Annotated in this window: 16 protein-coding genes; 2 read left to right on the top strand and 14 right to left on the bottom strand. The window is 48.0% G+C overall.

The window, feature by feature from the left end; translation table 11 throughout:
• Positions 1-25: 25 nt before the first annotated feature.
• The 12 genes from K4H25_RS15355 to K4H25_RS15300 all read right to left on the bottom strand — a co-directional run bounded on the left by K4H25_RS15355 (position 26) and on the right by K4H25_RS15300 (position 10,233).
• Positions 26-811 (bottom strand): hypothetical protein, encoded by a 786-nt coding sequence (locus K4H25_RS15355; protein WP_221021271.1) that lies wholly within the window; start codon positions 809-811, stop codon positions 26-28.
• Positions 812-1,210: 399 nt separating this feature from the next.
• Complete coding sequence (locus K4H25_RS15350) at positions 1,211-1,381, bottom strand: hypothetical protein (protein ID WP_221021270.1); 171 nt, start codon at positions 1,379-1,381, stop codon at positions 1,211-1,213.
• On the bottom strand, positions 1,378-2,919 hold the full coding sequence (locus K4H25_RS15345) for a GNAT family N-acetyltransferase (RefSeq protein WP_221021269.1): 1,542 nt from the start codon (positions 2,917-2,919) through the stop codon (positions 1,378-1,380). Before K4H25_RS15345 ends, K4H25_RS15350 begins: the two co-directional genes overlap by 4 nt.
• 3 nt (positions 2,920-2,922) lie before the next feature.
• A complete protein-coding gene (locus K4H25_RS15340) occupies positions 2,923-3,444 on the bottom strand; it encodes a hypothetical protein (protein ID WP_221021268.1) in 522 nt (173 codons plus the stop codon).
• A complete protein-coding gene (locus K4H25_RS15335; protein ID WP_255587758.1) occupies positions 3,441-3,995 on the bottom strand; it encodes a glycoside hydrolase family 108 protein in 555 nt (184 codons plus the stop codon). The genes K4H25_RS15340 and K4H25_RS15335 overlap by 4 nt, the downstream gene beginning before the upstream one ends.
• Positions 3,992-4,438, bottom strand: a complete 447-nt coding sequence (locus K4H25_RS15330) for a DUF3450 domain-containing protein (protein ID WP_221021267.1) — start codon at positions 4,436-4,438, stop codon at positions 3,992-3,994. The genes K4H25_RS15335 and K4H25_RS15330 overlap by 4 nt, the downstream gene beginning before the upstream one ends.
• Before the next feature lie 127 nt (positions 4,439-4,565).
• Positions 4,566-5,915 carry a portal protein gene (locus K4H25_RS15325; protein WP_221021266.1) on the bottom strand — a complete coding sequence of 450 codons (1,350 nt, stop codon included), beginning with the start codon at positions 5,913-5,915 and terminating at the stop codon, positions 4,566-4,568.
• Positions 5,902-6,138 carry a hypothetical protein gene (locus K4H25_RS15320; RefSeq protein ID WP_221021265.1) on the bottom strand — a complete coding sequence of 79 codons (237 nt, stop codon included), beginning with the start codon at positions 6,136-6,138 and terminating at the stop codon, positions 5,902-5,904. Before K4H25_RS15320 ends, K4H25_RS15325 begins: the two co-directional genes overlap by 14 nt.
• A gap of 1 nt (position 6,139) precedes the next feature.
• Positions 6,140-7,798, bottom strand: a complete 1,659-nt coding sequence (locus K4H25_RS15315) for a hypothetical protein (protein ID WP_255587757.1) — start codon at positions 7,796-7,798, stop codon at positions 6,140-6,142.
• Positions 7,719-8,933: a site-specific DNA-methyltransferase gene (locus tag K4H25_RS15310; protein WP_221021264.1), complete on the bottom strand. Its 1,215-nt coding sequence runs from the start codon at positions 8,931-8,933 to the stop codon at positions 7,719-7,721. Before K4H25_RS15310 ends, K4H25_RS15315 begins: the two co-directional genes overlap by 80 nt.
• Entirely contained in the window at positions 8,930-9,283 is a 354-nt protein-coding gene (locus K4H25_RS15305; RefSeq protein WP_221021263.1) for a hypothetical protein, read from the bottom strand. Before K4H25_RS15305 ends, K4H25_RS15310 begins: the two co-directional genes overlap by 4 nt.
• Complete coding sequence (locus K4H25_RS15300; protein ID WP_221021262.1) at positions 9,280-10,233, bottom strand: hypothetical protein; 954 nt, start codon at positions 10,231-10,233, stop codon at positions 9,280-9,282. Before K4H25_RS15300 ends, K4H25_RS15305 begins: the two co-directional genes overlap by 4 nt.
• A 251-nt stretch (positions 10,234-10,484) precedes the next feature.
• On the opposite strand from K4H25_RS15300, the gene K4H25_RS15295 reads away from it, so the two are divergent.
• Complete coding sequence (locus K4H25_RS15295) at positions 10,485-11,048, top strand: hypothetical protein (protein WP_221021261.1); 564 nt, start codon at positions 10,485-10,487, stop codon at positions 11,046-11,048.
• Between the two features lie 63 nt (positions 11,049-11,111).
• Here the strand turns inward: K4H25_RS15295 and K4H25_RS15290 are convergent, their stop codons facing one another.
• Positions 11,112-12,314 carry an amino acid aminotransferase gene (locus K4H25_RS15290; protein WP_221021260.1) on the bottom strand — a complete coding sequence of 401 codons (1,203 nt, stop codon included), beginning with the start codon at positions 12,312-12,314 and terminating at the stop codon, positions 11,112-11,114.
• A 208-nt stretch (positions 12,315-12,522) separates the two neighbouring features.
• Between K4H25_RS15290 and K4H25_RS15285 the strand changes: the two genes are divergently transcribed.
• Positions 12,523-15,468: an HD domain-containing phosphohydrolase gene (locus K4H25_RS15285; protein WP_221021259.1), complete on the top strand. Its 2,946-nt coding sequence runs from the start codon at positions 12,523-12,525 to the stop codon at positions 15,466-15,468.
• Between the two features lie 65 nt (positions 15,469-15,533).
• On the opposite strand, the gene murJ is transcribed toward K4H25_RS15285, so the two are convergent.
• The gene (gene murJ, locus K4H25_RS15280) at positions 15,534-17,069 is read right to left on the bottom strand and encodes a murein biosynthesis integral membrane protein MurJ (protein WP_221021258.1); all 1,536 of its coding nucleotides are present in this window, start codon (positions 17,067-17,069) and stop codon (positions 15,534-15,536) included.
• Positions 17,070-17,148 lie beyond the last annotated feature (79 nt).

The following is a 17,148-nucleotide window of genomic DNA, read 5'->3' as shown; positions in this document are numbered from 1 at the left end:
AACCCGCTAGAAGCGGGTTATAATTTTATTGAGTTAATACCTCTCCAGTAGTTTCATCAAAATATACATAATCAACCCACTCTACCTTAGTATGAGTCGTTGTCCAAAACACATGCTGTGGATTGTCCATAGTTGGGGTGTCTTCGTAATCAATTGAAGTAGAGTAAGGCTTAATCAGCTTGCCAAAATATAAAGCAGCAATACGCTGCCCTTTTTTTGCTTCGCTGGGGGTTCTAGATAGCTGGACATCAGAGATTGGACAGGTACGTTTGTAGGAATAATCGTCAGCAATTATTCGCTCTTTGACTGTATATGTAGATATTAATTTCTTTACGCCAAAACCATTTTGCCCCATATAGCTTTTGCCCTTCTTTTCGACATGGCCTGCACCAACAAAGACACCACAGCCGGTATCTCTAGCTGTATCAAATTTAATTGATACAGTTAGTTTTTCAGTATCTGCATTATAGGTTTTAATTGCGGGGATTTTAATTGCGAAGGTGTCACTAAGAGATAGATTCCCGCACAACTTCATTTTTGATAGCTCTTCATTGTCTTTTTGTAATCGCAGCTCGAAGTCACTAGTTTTCTCATATTGCCCTTTTACCGGAATTTGAAGCACCGATAGCACATCTCCCGCTGCATGAATACACGCTGGATCATTACCTTTGCGATCAACGGAAGATAGAGTAGTGGTTTCTGGGGTTATTTTAATTATGTTCGGGCTAAATTGTGACGGCTTTTTTTGCGTGGCCGCGCTGGCATTAAAGGCAAAAAGGCTAGCAATGATAAAAATGAATGTCCGGATCATATTGATCTCCAAAGTGTAGTAACGCCATCCTGCCACTGCGCTTTTGTGTCAGCAACAAAAAAGCCGTCTTGCGACGGCTTCTGTGTAAATTGGTGAGGTTGTCCTACGGCCAAGGAACTTGCCGCCGGGGCGTTGCCGTGATCCCGCAACCTCGCGGCAATGATAACACCAAAACAAAAGCCTCGTTTCCGAGGCTTTATTGTGTGCAATCTATTTTTTTAGGATTTCAGCCCTAACTCTTCTAGCGATAAATCCGTACCAAGCTGGCCGTATCGCGCATTTAAACTGGTTCGCACTGCTGAGAGTGTCGTTGGTTTTAATACCTGACTGATTGGCTGTACTACTGGGCATGCACAAAATTGCACTTGAGGTGTACTCGCACTAGTTTCAATACGCATACTAGGCAAACCGTTTCCGTGCTTTAGCTTCAAACTCTTGAAGGATTGTCGCTTTTGAGCGCGGTTTTAGAGCGACCTCAAGATGAATAGATTTGCGTGAGGCAAGTGTTGTTTTAACGGTAACAACAGGAGTAAAGAGTCCATTAACAGTTCGTTTTTTTACCGTGCTCATATTTTTACCCCCTTGTCATTTAAATAGTTCATCAGTAATCGCCAGTTGGCTTCTTCCTGCACATCAAAGAACATAGTACGCCCAGTACCGTTTTTCTTCCACCATTCCCGACCAAACGCTGTTTGCATTAAGTCTTGAATCGTCTGATTGTGTGCCAGTTCACTAGGAAGATCGGCCTTGTCTGCATCTGTTAGCTCCGCATCAAAACCAAATCTAGCCCATGTATAGTAGCCATTATAGGTTGTATCTTTTGAATTACCTGCAGCCCAGAGCATTATTTGCGTCACGCCGAGCTCCTTCGCCGTTGAAACTTCATGCGCAAACATACGAACCCCGATTCCTTGGGATTGATATTCGGGTTTAATTCGCAAATAGTTATTCAAAACGAGAATATATCCACCGTCATAGGCTTGTATTTCTCGCTCGGCAGGGGCTTCAAACAAAGCGTTACGGATTTTGAAATGTGCTGAAATATCATCTTCCAGCCACATTTCAATGGTGCTCCCATCGGGAGCTCCAGTTAACTTAGCCGCTAATTCTGCATTGATTTGTCGTCCACTTAAAAAGTAATTGTCCTTAGAATCCAGCACCACTTTTTGATTAAAGTAGCGTTTTGTTATTTCGTCACGGTTATCCATAGGCGCCATTGTATTCGTAGGGACTTCTGGCGTATAGCTGGCAGGATCAAACACCGCCACGACATAGCTTAATGTGTTTGGGTGCGCCGGCCATGGATTTCTACCATGCGGATAGACGCCTTCTCCAAGTCCATATAGATCTGCGCTGGCATGGGTATCGCAGATATCGACCTTTTGATGCGCTCGGCTCAGTAAAAAACGGGTGCCGATACAGCCCGGTGTTTGCTCTGCCGTATTTAAATAGGCCGTACCATGCGCGCGATTGAGTTCGGTGCGAAATACGCGTGCGGCGTTGTGATACGCGCTGCCGCCTTGGCCAGTGAGAATGTCGGCAGTGGCGCGGGTCATTTTATCGGGGTGAGCCGCATCGATTCCGATGATGTTCGGTGTTTCTCCGCGTGCCAGCATCGCGCGGGCGGCCTGATTCGCGCTGTGGCCTTGCACAACAGCAAGCTCAATTTCGTTGATGAGCTTTTCTCTGGCGCCTCGGTTAATTCGCCAAATGCGATCGGAAAGTTGTAAACCATCGGCGGCTTTAAATTCACGCACAAAGCGAACCGCATCGTGATTGATGCGGCTAAGCGTATTGAGCTCAATCGCCGGGGTAAATGGTTTAGAGCCTAGTTCGGCGGCGAGGGGTAGGGTGTCGTTTAGCAGGGCTTGGCGCTGTGCGTTTAATCGCACCAAGTGCTGCTCAATTTGCTGGCGCAAATCGCCCAGTTGCTCGATGCGCACCACATTACTGCCCAGCGCGGCAGTATGAATAGAAGCGGCGATCACATCGACCGCCGCCTGGTATATTTCGAGCAGATCTGCCAGTGTTTGTGCATCCAGCGTATTCATTTGCTGTTGCGCTAATAGACTGGCCAGCTCGATTTGTTTGGCTACCGAATTAGGCACTTATTACGCCTTTAATCGATGTATCGTGTTTGATTTCGCCGCACTCCCGGCCGAGCTGCCAAAGTAGTACTGCACTACCGATACGAAGGCGGTACCAAGCGTGCCGACAAGTACAAATAATGAGTCGCGTGCGCTTTGGGGTAGCTCTTTAAATGCCAGCAGCGCAATCACACCAAAGAATCCGACGACAATCGCTAAGCACAACGCTTTTGGCGTCCAATCATTCAGCGTCATCTCGCGGGCACGGGCATTGGCTCGATCATCAGATGCGATACGCTCCAAATCTGCCGCCGACTTAAAGCCCATTTCTGCCATCTTAGATTTAAATTCTAAATCAGCGTTTTTAATTGCAATCATTTGCTCAGGCGTTGCGCCATGTACTGCAGCACTGATGGCGGCTTCGTCGTTGTCCACCCCTAACGCCGCAGCAATCGCTGCTCCAGCCATGCCACCAAATGGGCCTCCTAATGCCGAGCCCAAAATTGGGGCCACCGCCCCCACCGTTTTTTTCCAATCAAAATTCATGCGATCACTCCCACGCGGTTTTTAATCCAGCCATAAACAAAAGCTTCATCTTTCTGTCGGCGTTCCGCGAGGTCAATATAACGCTCGCCCTGCAGACAATTGAGCGCGTTAAATAAGACGGCTTCGCCTTCTTTGCCGCGTTTGGCCAAATACTTATCCAGTGCCGCCAATGTTGCCGACCCAATCGCGCCATCCACTTTTAAATCGGCGTAGATCGAGGCTTGATTGTTCATGACGTTTAATGCTCGCTGCAGCATCATGGCCGCAGTCGCGGTACCACAATTGACCCCAGTATCAAAGAGCTCTTCGGCTAAAACGGTAGATCGAGCAGATACATCCGCAAATTTAGGTTTAATCCAGTAGCGGCGTAAATAAATGAGCTTGGCCTGGTCGTGAGTCATATCGATCATACGACCGGTATAACCTTCCTCTCGCGCTACCGCGACGGTGATTCCCCAATGGGTTTCTCCCCCCGAATCACCCGGGTTATTCACATAGCCGCCTTCAAGGCCCAGCAGCTTGTCGAGCATTTTTTCAATGGCTATCGTCATGCGCTTTCTCCAATTAGCATTTGCGGGGTCAGTCCGCGCAATTTCAGGTGGTCCACAATCAAATCCATGGCTTCGGTCATTCCGATCAGTAGCACTTTTAATTCAGCGACTTCGCTCTCGAGTTGTTCAATTCGCTTCGATTGAAATTTAACCGTGGCGCTGAACTTGCCCATCTCACTCACGGCTTCATTTCTCTCATCGGATAGCCGCTCGATGATTTTTTCTCGTTGTGCTGCGCGTTGATGCTCTAGCTTCAACTGATCGCGCAATGACTCAACCAAGCCATCGGCGCTGTAATCTCGCCTGACCATGCGGGCGCCAAAGTAAATCAATGCGACGAGCACCAAGATTGCGACGGCCTTGCTCGCCCACAGCGTCCAAATCACATCGTTCATGGATCTATCAATAACGGCACTGGCGATCTGGGTTTTAAAATCAACCATATAAATCCCGCATAGAATGTTCGAGCATAAAAAAAGCCTCACTTGTATCAGTGAGGCTAGTTTAAGCAGGTACTGCAAGCGGAAAAAGGGGCCAAAAAGGCCCAGCAAATCAAGCTTTTCCAGCGGCTTAGTGTTGGGCTATGCTCGTGCCGCTTTCTCCTTTTCGGCCATTGCCTGGTGTAACTTTGACTACCTGTGAAGTGGGGATTGGATCTTCATTCGGGTAGGGGTCTAGGTTCTTTCGTTCCCATTCTCGGCGCTTTTGTACTTGAGCCGCATTCAGTCCCAGCTCTTCCCATACCATGCCTTCAGGCATTCCGATTGATTTGAGCTTTAAGGCGCGATCGGTGGTTTGGCTAAGGGTTTCGGTACGGCGTTCAGCAAAGCTGATGGTGTAGTCAAAATCATCTGGATTTAAACCGCGTAGTAATAACTGCAGTCGGAATGCCTGTGCGTAGCCATAGGCTAAAGTGTCCTGCAGCACGTCGATTTCATCATAATAATCACGCTTTAGATCTTCTAAAATATCCCGAGCCATACCATCGATATGCCCCATTAAGCCCTTGGGCATCGGGGCCCCGCTAAAAAAGGTATCTAGCAGGTAAGCAATATCGCCAATCTGGTCTAGATTAGCATCGCCTTGCAGCGCATTCACGCTACCTTTTTTATTCAGGTAATAATCGGTCACCGCGCCGTGCGCCTGGTCTTTTTCTACCGTGGCACGATAGTTGTTCAAATCATCGGCGCTGGCATTTTCTAAAATGTGCGCCATTCTTAGCGGCGCGCGCATTCGGCGGCGAATCACTAGATCTTCATTGGCCATATTCAGCTTGCGCCAAGTACTGCGATTGGCGTCTAAAAATGGTCGACCCATGCAGCCGTAATCATCAAAGTTGTCGGGATCAAAGCGCAGCAATAGCATTTGCCATAAGGCAAATCGGGCAATTTCTTTGCCGGCTAACATATCGAACTGGATATACGCCTGCGTAGGATCGATAAAGCGACCATTGGCGCCAACATTGGCGCGGATGGTTTCCGTTGGCATCCGCACCATGGCGACCACATTGCGTTGATCATCGATCACCATCTGAAACGGCACATTGCCTTCCATCACCAAGCCTTGAGCGTCTGACTTGAGTTTTTCCACGCGATCGAGTTGCAAGCGACGCTGAAATGATTTCCATTCTTTGGCAATGGTTTCATTGGCGTCGGCCTGCTGCAGTACGATGCCACCTTTGACGGTATCACGTGCCACTTTACGGTGAATGCGTTTGACTTGGCCATCGCTACGATCCATATGGCGAATATCTAGAATCGTCGCACGCAGGCCATAATCAATTTGCATTTGAGCATAAATTCGCCGGGTGATTTCTTCTGGCGTAGCCCGTAGGCCTGCCTCTGAGGTTGGGCGAGTCTCTTCCCCGGGCTGGCTGTTATCTCCCGACTTTTTGCTAAACCAGCGATCAAGAATTCCCATATTTCACTCCATCCGGTGTTGTGACCGAGGTAATGCAGCGCAGTCCATCAACCATCCCTAGCGCATGCAAGTCTTTAATAAAATCCATCGCTTCTGGGATGTGTTTTTTTACCAAATTTACACGCTGCGCGATGGCGAGTTTTTCGGCTTCGGAAAGTGGCGGCGGAGCATGTCGCTCTGCGGCTTCGGCGGTTTTTCTGCTGTGCTTTTTGTAGTCATTCATATCATCCCATCCCCATCAATTGTTCACGAGTTCGCACACCACTTTGAATGATGACTGCCGCGTTATCGTCTTGGCCGCGGGTGATGAGTGCCCAAATACCTGCACAAGCAGCGTCGAATAAGTCATCACCGATCTTTTTATCAGCCATGGTATAGCTGGCATAGCCACCTTTATTTTGCGCGGCTTTCATATTGCCCAACTGGCGCACCAGCGTGGCCCAATCTAGATTGGCGACATCATCCTCATCCACGCTCGGTATCGCGGCCTGCCGGTTGTGAAATGCCGCGCGCAGCGCGCTGGCCATGCTGTGTTTCACCATGCCCTGAAAGCGAATCGGCGCAAATGGCCACTGGCTCCAAGTGCTGGCCGTGCTTTCGCCATCGCCAATCGTGCGGCGATCAATATCAGTGAGGCCATGCTCATACAGCTGATCATTCAGGCTAGTGAGCATGCCAATCCCATATGCATCGCCCATCGCATAGTCGGGGCGAAAGTACGCCCACAGGCCAAACAAATCATTCTGGACTACTCGGTCATCCGTGCCGGCCAGCCATGTTTTGCAAAAAATAATCACGGCGTAATTGCCGATTTGCTCAAAGACCACTAGCGCCGATTTCGAGGCGGTTTCGGCCTCACCATGCCCAGAGTGGTCATAGCCAAAACTCAAGATGCCACGCTTGCGATATCGCAGCCCCGGCAATGGCCCAGCCGGTTGCAAATTGGCCGATAAGCCGGTGGCGATCGCAATCCGGATGTATTTTTCCCAAATGTAATTGGTCGATCGCGTGTTGATGCATAAAAACTGCCGAATCCATTCGGCCTCGGTTTGCTGGGCGCGCATATCGTTCGCCCATGCTTCATTCAAAATACCGAGTTCAATCCCCAAGTAAATATCCAGCGCTGGCAGCATTTTGTATTGGCCATTGTCGACCAAGGCTTGCAGTACATCGGCGCCTTTATAAACGCCGGTAATGCGGATTTGCGGCTGAAATTTAACGGTTGAGTCCGCCCCTAAACGGCGTGCTGAGCCTAGCATCGGTAGGAAACGACTCATTAAACGCTCTTGCGGGCAGTCATCCACCTCATCGATGCTGGCGAACGAAATGGCATCACCGTCGATCTGCGACATAATCCCGAACGCGGTCGCTTTACTGCCATTGGCAAACTGGTACTGCGTGTCTTTCATCTGGCGGCGACCATTCTTGACTGAGATATAAGCCGATAACATTTCAGAGCGGCGTATTGCATCCAGATGGTAGCCAAGGCCAATCTGCGATTGCTGCAAGCGCGGCGCGACAATTCCTTCTTCTTGAAACGGGTTGGTCGCTAAAAACATCAGGGCGTATAACTCTTTAACCGTTGTTTTTCCTGTTCGGCGGCAAGAGACATCGATAGTGTTTGGGTTGTTGTCCATCTCGATGCACTTCAGTACTTGCATCGGATCGAGCTCTACGCCATGCACGTGCTTATGCCACAAGGCATGTGGCTTTAGCCCGGTCGCAGGATCTACTCGGCCGTAGCGCATGATTTCTACCTCTGCGCGATTTTGCAGAAAGACGCGCTGCGAAGCACTAATGCGCTCATTGGCCAAATGCAGCCCCTGATTCAGCATGGATTGCGATAAGGCCGCTGAAGGTTTGCCAACGCTGAATAATGACATCCACGTAGCGTGGGTCTAACTCCATAATTCGCGCATGGCGACCTAGCTTGTGGCAGGCAATTAAGGTGCTGCCGGATCCGCCGAACAAATCCAAAACGATATCGCCGCCACGGCTGCTATTGCTAATCGGGTAGCAAATGAGCTCGACAGGTTTCATCGTCGGGTGGACATCATTTCGTGCCGGGCGATCAAAACGCCAAACTGTAGTTTGTGATCGATCGGTATACCAGCGATGAGGTCCGGTTGGCTTCCAACCATAGAGCACAGGTTCATGTTGCCATTGATAATCTTGGCGCCCGAGCACGAGCGATTGCTTGACCCAAATGCAGCATTGGGCCAACTTAAAGCCAGCATCTAGCATTGCTTTGCGAAAGTTCATCCCTTCGCTATCGGCATGAAATACGTATAAGCCCGCGCCGTCTTTGGCAAAAGCAAACATCCCAGCGTACGCATCGAGCAGGAAGCGATAAAACTTGCCATCATTCATGGCATCATTTTCAATCGTCAGCTTGTCCTTAGTCTTGCCCTCATAAGCAACGTTGTACGGTGGATCAGTCACGATCAAATCGGCAAGATAGCCATCCATGAGCTGAGCAACATGATCCAGATTAGTGCTATCGCCGCACAGCACTCGATGCGGGCCTAGTATCCATAGATCCCCTGGTTTGGAGCAAGGCTCTTCGGGCAGCTCGGGCGCGTCATCTTCATCGCAGAGACCTTCGTTCAATAGCTCTGGCAGAAATCTTGCCAAATCCTCCTCATCAAAGCCAATCAGTGATAGATCAAACTCAAAATCACGCAGCGCCCCAAGTTCAATTTCAAGTAAGGACTTATCCCAGCCTGAATTCATTGCCAGTTGGTTGTCGGCAAGGATATAAGCGCGTTTTTGCGCTTCGCTCATATGGGAAAGTTCAATCACTGGCGCTTCATTAAAACCGCGCTTATTCGCCGCTAAGACCCGGCCATGACCGGCGATAATGCCGTTGCAGCCATCAACCAATACTGGATTAGTAAACCCGAACTGATCGATGGATCGGGCGATTTGCTCAATCTGGGCTTCCGAATGTGTTCTAGCGTTGTTGGCGTAAGGAATTAGGTCGCTTAACGGGCGATATTCAAGAGTAAGACGAGTCATTTTTTTACACCAAGTAGATCTTTAATCCGCTGTTGCAAGGCGGTTTTTGCAAACACATGAACGCTGCCATCGGGATAAATCAAATGCAGCGCAATGGCTCTGCGAAGTAGTACTTTGATGGGGCCAAGGTCTAGGCCTGTTAAATCAGCGATATCGGCTTCGCTATAGGCCACACAGGCCCATAAGGATTTCCATTCTTTGTCTTCTGGCTCATTGACGATATTGATCTCAACGTTTGGCCATACTGCGATGAGTTTTTGCAAGCCTCGATCTTCTAGCATCAACAGCGTGGCTTCGATATCGCGCGCTTCTCTAATGCGAAACTCTGCGGCGATGGCTGAAATGCTCATACTTCACCACCGTTTTCACGCTGGTACTCAATCAGAATGGGATCATTCTTCGCGCGCGCCTTGGCATTACCCATCTTGTCGACCAGTAAGGCCAGTTGTTCAGTTTGCTTTTGCATAAAATCAGTGACTGAGCCGCGCTCATCATCATTTTTAAGACGCCCCATTGATTCATCTTGCTGTTCAATGACTTTTGGCGTCATGCCCAGATCGCCTAGATTCATATTGTTGCGAGTTAAAAATTCAGACAGCGTTTTCAGTAACGGATGCGCCTCAATATTCATGATTTGTTGGCGCTCACCCGTCGTTGGGTCGGTGTAGCAGGCGAGATTCATCCCGCCTTCTTTGTCGGTATACCATTCCGGATTGCGTAGCGTCACACCGTCGGCAAGGATGGTTTGCAGCATTTGCTGTACCACGGCAATGGTCGCCGCTTGCATGCCTGAAAAAATCCCGGTGAGCTTTTTTGGATCTCTTTGCTCGAATGCGGCATGGACTTGCATAAACAGCATGGTTTGGGTTTGGCAGGCGGATTGCGCTGCGCAAAAGTCTCGATCGACTTTGCAGCCAACACAAAAGCTGTAGCCATCGGGTCGAGCGGGGAAGTAGGTCGCTGTCTTAGCGGTCAATCCGTGCTTCATCGCATTAAAGCGAGTCCGCATGGCTTCTTCTGGGGTTGGGTGGCCTTCTAGATTCGCAGCGGTAGCGGCTTTGCCTTCTGGTGTTTTTGGCCCAGTGGCATTTGACCAGGCTTTAAAAAGCGCGCGCTCAAATGGTGCTTGTTCAACAGAATCGTTGCAAATTTCACACGCAGCAAGATAGCGAAATGGGTGATGCATAAACTCAGGCGCATCAATCACTTCACTCGGAAGTGCTTTAAAAGTATGCCGACAATCTGGGCAACGAAACGTGATTGCCGAAAGCGGTTTAGAAAGGTCGCGTTTTTTAGCCATACTGAAGTTTCAGCTAATTCAACAAGCCAAAAAAGCCACCAAAAACGCACGAATTACGCGGCCTTACTAATAATATTTGCTTTTATCGGGATTGAAATAATTTTGGTTCGGGATGAGACCTGTTCGGGGAGCCAAATTAAAAGGGCTAGCTTAAAAGCTAGCCCTTTTTTTATCGATTTAATTTCTTCCCATTTGTGCATTTTCACGATTATGCTGTCTCTATTACCCCTCATATCAAGAAGGATGTAGAGATGTCTGCTGAAGAGCATGCCATTGACTTACCTGAGCCTGAAGTGCCGGCTCATTCTGTTAGCTTTTTTTCGCGCTATCGTTTAATTATTTTTGGCTTGAGTGGTTTTTTTTTGGTGCTGATTTTTTTAATGATCGGCATTGCGCTTGGCATGGCGAAAAAAAACTTCGAAAAAAGTTTTTACCTCACCCAAATTGAAAAATTAAAAGATGCTCTATCGGGCTCTCTAGAAAAACGAACAGAATTAGAGCGTGATATTACCGAGCTAAAAGTTGAACTGCGCGCTAAAAAAGACCATATAGCCGAGTTAGAAGACAAACTCGCTGAGCAAGAGCACGCTACGCGCCGCCAAGAATTAAAAGCCAAAGATGAAGGTAGTACGGCGCACACAACTGAAGCCAATCTGGCTGAAAGTACCGCAGATCAACAAAGTGAAAATTATTTACGCTTAAAAGCAGGGGATTGCTTGGTTGAAGGAAGTGCCGGCGCTACAGCAGCAAATTGGCGCGAGTGCCTAAAAAAAGGTAAAAAAGTCACCGCTGAGCAGCAATCCGCAGCGCATTAATTGAGCAGAACATTAAAAAAGCCCACGCTACTTGCGTGGGCTTTTTCATGGTGAAGCGAGATATTAGAGCACTTTGGCAATCGCATCTGCGACATAGTCGATGTTTTTATTATTCAGCGCGGCCAAGCAGATCCGGCCCGTCGATACGGCATAGATACCGTATTCAGTTTGGAGTTTTTCAACTTGAGCGACTGTCAAACCGGTGTACGAGAACATACCGCGTTGCTCAGTGACAAAACTGAAGTCTTGCGCAACACCGCGTGCGGCGAGTTTTTCAACTAAGCCTGAGCGCATGCTGCGAATACGTACGCGCATGCCGCCGAGTTCTTCTTCCCACATGCTACGCAGCTCTGGGCTGGCTAATACCGCCGCCACCACTGCACCACCGTGGATTGGTGGGTTTGAATAGTTGGTACGAATAACGCGTTTTACTTGCGAGAGTACACGGCCAGATTCTTCTTTACTTGAGGTGATGATCGACAGCGCGCCAACACGTTCACCGTATAAAGAGAAGCTTTTTGAGAAAGAGCTCGAAATCAAAAATTGCAGACCTGATGCAGCAAAAGCATTCACTGCGACTGAGTCTTCAGCAATACCTTCAGCAAAACCTTGGTAAGCCATGTCAAGGAACGGCACCAAGCCGCGTTCACGACATACTTCAACCACTTCACTCCATTGTGCATCTGACAAATCAGCGCCAGTTGGGTTATGGCAGCAAGCATGTAAGATAATGACCGAGCCTGGTTGCAAGGTGAGTAGATTTGCTTTCATTGCCGCAAAATCAACGCCACGTGTTGCTGCATCATAGTAAGGATAGTCAGCCACTTTAAAGCCAGCGGCTTCAAAAATAGCGCGGTGATTTTCCCAGCTTGGATTGCTGATATACACGGTGGCATTAGGATTGAGGCGATATAAGAAATCACCACCAATGCGTAATGCACCGGTTCCGCCAAGTGCTTGGGCAGTGACAGCACGGCCTGCAGCAGTTAATTCGCTGTCAGTACCAAATAGCAAGTTTTGCACGCCAGTATTGTAGGCTGGATTACCTTCAATGGCCTGATAGCCGCGTGGTGGTTGCGTTTCAAGGCGCGCTTTCTCTGCTGCTTTTACCGCTGCCAATAAAGGAATTTTGCCTTCGTCATTAAAATAAACGCCGACCCCAAGGTTGACTTTAAAGTCACGGGTATCGGCATTAAAAGATTCATTCAGACCCAAAATTGGATCGCGTGGCGCCATTTCAACGGCGGCAAAAATCGAGGACGACATGCAGTGCTCCATTCAAATAAAGAGAAAAGGCCGGTTCTGCCTTAAATTGCTATCAATTTAAAGGTGATTTTAGCATGACTCTGGCAAGTGGGGCTGTCGACATCGGTGGAATAATCTCGATTTTCTTTCGATATCAGTATTAATATGATATTTAGTATTTCTACCAATTTAATTTTGCAGAAAGAATAAGAACAGGGGTCTTGCTGGTATGAGCGCGCAGTTAAAAACGTCGAAACATATCCCATTTCATTTGCATCTTGGTTATTTCTTTGTTGGCTTAATGGTGTTATTTGCTGCGGTAACGACTTGGTTTTTTCAAAATTCAACAGAAAAAATATTAATGCTCAATGCGCAAAATCGAGTGAACAATTTTGCGCGAGTGGCGAGTGATCATTTGGATAACCTCTATCGCAATGCAGCCGTAACGGCAGAGTTAATGGCCGATCAGCGTATTGTTCATGCTACAACGCTCGAGCAACGACTTGAAAGCATGCCGTATTTATTGACGGCATTGCGAACCAGGCCAGCTTTGGCTGCGGTATATGTAGGCTATCAAAATGGCGATTTCTTTTTGTTACGCCCTTGGCGTAATGAGCCTTCGCTCATTCAACGATTTAATCCGCCTAAAAATACAGCGTGGGTGGTGCAAAGTATTGAAGTCACTGCTGATCATTCTGTTGGGCGTTATTTATTTTTTGATTCGCAATTTCATTTAATTGAAAATCGAATTAAGCCTGATTATCAATTTGATCCGCGAAAGCGTTCGTGGTTTAAGGCAGCAGTATCGACACCCGGCGTGCAAAGCAGTTTGCCGTATGTTTTTTATGCCACCGATAAAGCTGGGGTGACGATTTCAACAGCGGCAAACCAGCACGCCGCTGTAGTGGGGGTTGATGTTCGCTTAGAAACGATTGAAGAGGTCCTGTCGTATTATCAGGAAACGCCGGGGTCAAAGTTTTTATTGATGACGGCTGAGCAAGGGGTAATGCTGACTCAAGATGGGCTACCCAAAATGAAAGCCGCAGCGCAGGGGCAATTGCGGCTGCCTTTGCTGACGGAATTTAATGGCCATTTATTAAGCCAATTAAAAAAGGATCATCTTGAGCTGGCCTCTGGCCAAAGCACAACGATGACGGTGGATAATGAAAATTGGGAGGCCTCTAAGCAATTCATTACGGTGCTTGGTGGTGCGCCGTTGCAATTATGGTTAGCTTCGCCGCATTCAGAATTACTCGGGCCAGCAATTGAAATTCGCAATCATGCTTTATTGATCTCTGCGCTGCTTTTAGCCTTTGGCGTGAGTTTGGCTTTATGGCTAGCGCGTATGGCGTCGCGACCATTAATTCAGCTCAATAGTGAAGCACAGAGAATTGCGCGCTTTGATTTTAGCGAGCCCATTCAGGTCGATGCGCGAATCACCGAAATCATTGCGCTGGCTAAATCGATGGATCAAATGAAGGGTACGATTGAAGACTTTTTACATTTATCTAATGCCTTAGCTGCGGAAACGAATTTCCAGCGTTTATTGGTGTTGATTGTCAGTGAGATGCGAAAAGCCGCTTTAGCGCCTTGCGGCATTTTATATTTAGCGGAGCCCAAACAAGGCACGCTGGAAGTCGTGCAAGCACAATATAACGATCAAATCCGTGAAGCCTTTGGCGAATTAGCCACACTTAAACTCGATGCCGATCAGACACATCCGGTATTGCAATTATTGCAGCAACAAACCAGCGCAATGCTTTTGACTCGCGAGCAGGTGCAGCTTTATTTTAATTTTGTGATTACCGAGCCGGCTGCTTATCAATTAGTTTGTGTACCGCTTAAGGATAAGACTGGGCAATTACTTGGGGTGTTGGCTTTATTACTGAACGCCGAGGCCGCAATTAGTGCTAAACGCTTATCGTTTGTGACGGAGCTGTCTGGTACTGCAGCGGTGGCGCTTAATACGCAGCGTTTAATCGAAGAGCAAAAAGTATTACTTGAAGCCTTTATTCAATTAATCGCCGGTGCGATTGATGCCAAAAGTCCGTATACCGGCGGTCATTGTCAGCGCGTTCCTGAACTCACCAAAATGCTGGCTAATGCAGCTTGTCAAACGACGATCGGCCCGTATGCCGATTTCAATTTAAGTGAAACCGAGCGCGAAGCTTTGCATATTGCGTGCTGGTTACACGATTGCGGCAAAGTGACGACGCCAGAATATGTGGTGGATAAAGCGACTAAATTAGAAACGCTCTACGATAGGCTGCATGAAGTGCGGATGCGCTTTGAAGTTTTAAAGCGCGATGCACAAATTCAAGCATTACAAGCGCAAATTAATGGTGAAGATCCGCAGCAATCGGCCTTGCAATTGGCTCAAGCCTTGGCGCAGCTTGACGATGATTTTGCCTTTATCGCCCAGTGTAATCAGGGTGGTGAATTTATGGCCGAGGATAAAATCACGCGATTAAATACCATTGCCAAGCGCCAATGGCTACGCACTTTAGACGATAGAATTGGTATTTCGCATGAAGAAAAAAGTCGTAAAGAGCGAGAGCCGGCCGCTGAACTACCGGTTTTTGAGTCGCTATTGGCCGACAAAATTGAACATCAATTTAGCCGCCCGCCGCGCGAGCAAATGCCAGCAATTAACCCTTGGGGCTTTCAGCTCAATGTGCCCGAACTCTTATATAACCGAGGCGAAATTTATAATCTATCGGTAGCGCGTGGCACCTTAAGCGAAGAAGAACGCTATAAAATCAACGAGCACATCGTGCAAACCATCATTATGTTGGAAAAACTGCCTTTCCCACGGCATTTGCAGCAAGTGCCAGAGATTGCCGGTGGCCATCATGAAAAAATGGATGGCACGGGCTATCCACGCAAACTCATGCAAGAGCAAATGAGTCCATTGGCGCGAATGATGGCGATTGCCGATATTTTTGAAGCGCTTACGGCCGTGGATCGACCATATAAAAAAGGTAAATTACTCTCGGAAGCGATCCGCATTATGCATAGCATGGTGGAAAATCAGCATATCGATCGTGAGCTATTTCAATTGTTTTTAACTTCAGGCGTGTATTTGAAATACGCCAAACAATTTATGCAAGCCGAGCAAATTGACACGGTGGCGATAGAAGTTTATTTGCCGACGCCAGCGAGTTCGGCGTTATAAATAAGAGGGTATTTGCTTGTAGCGCTTTTATAAAATGGCCCGTAAGCAAATACCCAACTTGCCGCTTAAACGCTACGGCGAGAGAATTGCCGCGGTCTAAATCCCAGTAAACCCAGCACGGCAAAATACACCGCGATGCCAACGATGACTAAGCCTGAGAGGCGTAGTAATCGAGACGGCATATTGCCCTGAGCCCATTCCGGCATGATTTGCATTACGCCAAATAAAGCCAATGCCATTAAGCTCACCGCAATAATCAGCTTAAACAAAAAGCCCAACCAGCCCGCTTCAGGCTGATATAAATCTTGTTTTCTCAACTGGTAATACAGCAAACCGGCGTTGGCGATTGCCGCCAAACTAATCGATAGCGCTAAGCCGGCGTGTTGTAAATAAGGCACTAAAATCAGGTTTAAGCCTTGGGTCACAATTAAAGAAAATACGGCAATCTTGACTGGGGTTTTAATGTTTTTACGCGCATAAAATGCTGGCGCTAAAGGCTTAATCAAAATCAAACCGGGAATGCCGACTGCATACGCCATTAACGCCAATTGCGTCATCTGCGCATCATGCGCCGTAAATTTACCGTATTGAAATAATGAAATCGTCAGCGGCTCGGCAATTACCGCCAAAGCGACTGCTGAGGGTAGCGCTAATAAGAGCGCTAATCGTAAGCCCCAATCGAGGAGTTTGGAATATTCTTCCGTATCGTTATTGGCCAAGGTTTTGGACAACGACGGCAATAAAATCGTCCCGAGCGCCACGCCCAATAAGCCAGTCGGTAGCTCCATTAAGCGGTCAGCGTAGTATATCCACGACATCGAACCCACTACGAGTAATGACGCCAAACTTTGATTGATAATTTGTGAAATCTGGCTGACCGAAACGCCTAAAATCGCGGGCCCCATTTGCTTGACGACACGCCAAACGCCGGGGTCTTTAAAATCCAAGCGCGGGCGAACCAACATGCCAATTTTTTTTAGATAAGGTAGTTGATAGGCTAACTGAGCGATGCCGCCCACTAGCAAGGCCCAAGCGAGCGCCATAATCGGCGGATTAAAATAGGGGGCAAAAAACAGCGCAAAAATGATAAATGAAATATTCAATAGCGTGGGTGTAAAGGCCGGAACTGAGAAGTGATTCCACGTATTGAGCACGGCGCCTGCGAGTGAGGACAATGAAATCAGCAAAATATAAGGGAAGGTAATGCGCAATAAATCAGTGGTAACGGCAAATTGATTGGGATTATTAGTTAAACCATTGGCGGTAGTCCAAATAATCCATGGCGCTGCCAAAATCCCGATTAAGGTGATCACCGCTAAAATTAAAGTTAACAAACCGGCCACATGCGCGATAAAAATTTTGGCCGCTTCATCGCCTTCGCGAGTTTTTTTATCCGCGAGTATTGGCACGAACGCTTGTGAGAATGCACCCTCGGCGAAGATACGTCGTAGTAAGTTCGGTAAGCGAAAGGCAACCACCCACGCATCCATCATGGCGCCAGCGCCAAAAATAGTCGCCATAATCGCGTCACGGGCAAAGCCGAGAACTCGCGAAACCATCGTCATCGAGCTGACTGCGGCCAGTGCTTTGAGTAGATTCATTGTTATTTTTCCGTCCCTGATAGCGCGCATGATAACGCCTACTTGCACTTGCCGTGAAGAAGGCATAAAATTGCCCCCT

The sequence above is a fragment of the Deefgea piscis genome (genome assembly GCF_019665785.1).
Taxonomy (GTDB): domain Bacteria; phylum Pseudomonadota; class Gammaproteobacteria; order Burkholderiales; family Chitinibacteraceae; genus Deefgea.
This window is presented reverse-complemented; position numbering and strand designations above follow the sequence as displayed.

Coding starts and splice junctions, on each gene's coding strand:
- K4H25_RS15355 (WP_221021271.1), bottom strand. CDS start 811: ATGATCCGGACATTCATTTTTATCATTGCTAGCCTTTTTGCCTTTAAT.
- K4H25_RS15350 (WP_221021270.1), bottom strand. CDS start 1,381: ATGAGCACGGTAAAAAAACGAACTGTTAATGGACTCTTTACTCCTGTT.
- K4H25_RS15340 (WP_221021268.1), bottom strand. CDS start 3,444: ATGAATTTTGATTGGAAAAAAACGGTGGGGGCGGTGGCCCCAATTTTG.
- K4H25_RS15335 (WP_255587758.1), bottom strand. CDS start 3,995: ATGACGATAGCCATTGAAAAAATGCTCGACAAGCTGCTGGGCCTTGAA.
- K4H25_RS15330 (WP_221021267.1), bottom strand. CDS start 4,438: ATGGTTGATTTTAAAACCCAGATCGCCAGTGCCGTTATTGATAGATCC.
- K4H25_RS15325 (WP_221021266.1), bottom strand. CDS start 5,915: ATGGGAATTCTTGATCGCTGGTTTAGCAAAAAGTCGGGAGATAACAGC.
- K4H25_RS15320 (WP_221021265.1), bottom strand. CDS start 6,138: ATGAATGACTACAAAAAGCACAGCAGAAAAACCGCCGAAGCCGCAGAG.
- K4H25_RS15315 (WP_255587757.1), bottom strand. CDS start 7,798: ATGTCATTATTCAGCGTTGGCAAACCTTCAGCGGCCTTATCGCAATCC.
- K4H25_RS15310 (WP_221021264.1), bottom strand. CDS start 8,933: ATGACTCGTCTTACTCTTGAATATCGCCCGTTAAGCGACCTAATTCCT.
- K4H25_RS15305 (WP_221021263.1), bottom strand. CDS start 9,283: ATGAGCATTTCAGCCATCGCCGCAGAGTTTCGCATTAGAGAAGCGCGC.
- K4H25_RS15300 (WP_221021262.1), bottom strand. CDS start 10,233: ATGGCTAAAAAACGCGACCTTTCTAAACCGCTTTCGGCAATCACGTTT.
- K4H25_RS15295 (WP_221021261.1), top strand. CDS start 10,485: ATGTCTGCTGAAGAGCATGCCATTGACTTACCTGAGCCTGAAGTGCCG.
- K4H25_RS15290 (WP_221021260.1), bottom strand. CDS start 12,314: ATGTCGTCCTCGATTTTTGCCGCCGTTGAAATGGCGCCACGCGATCCA.
- K4H25_RS15285 (WP_221021259.1), top strand. CDS start 12,523: ATGAGCGCGCAGTTAAAAACGTCGAAACATATCCCATTTCATTTGCAT.
- murJ (WP_221021258.1), bottom strand. CDS start 17,069: ATGAATCTACTCAAAGCACTGGCCGCAGTCAGCTCGATGACGATGGTT.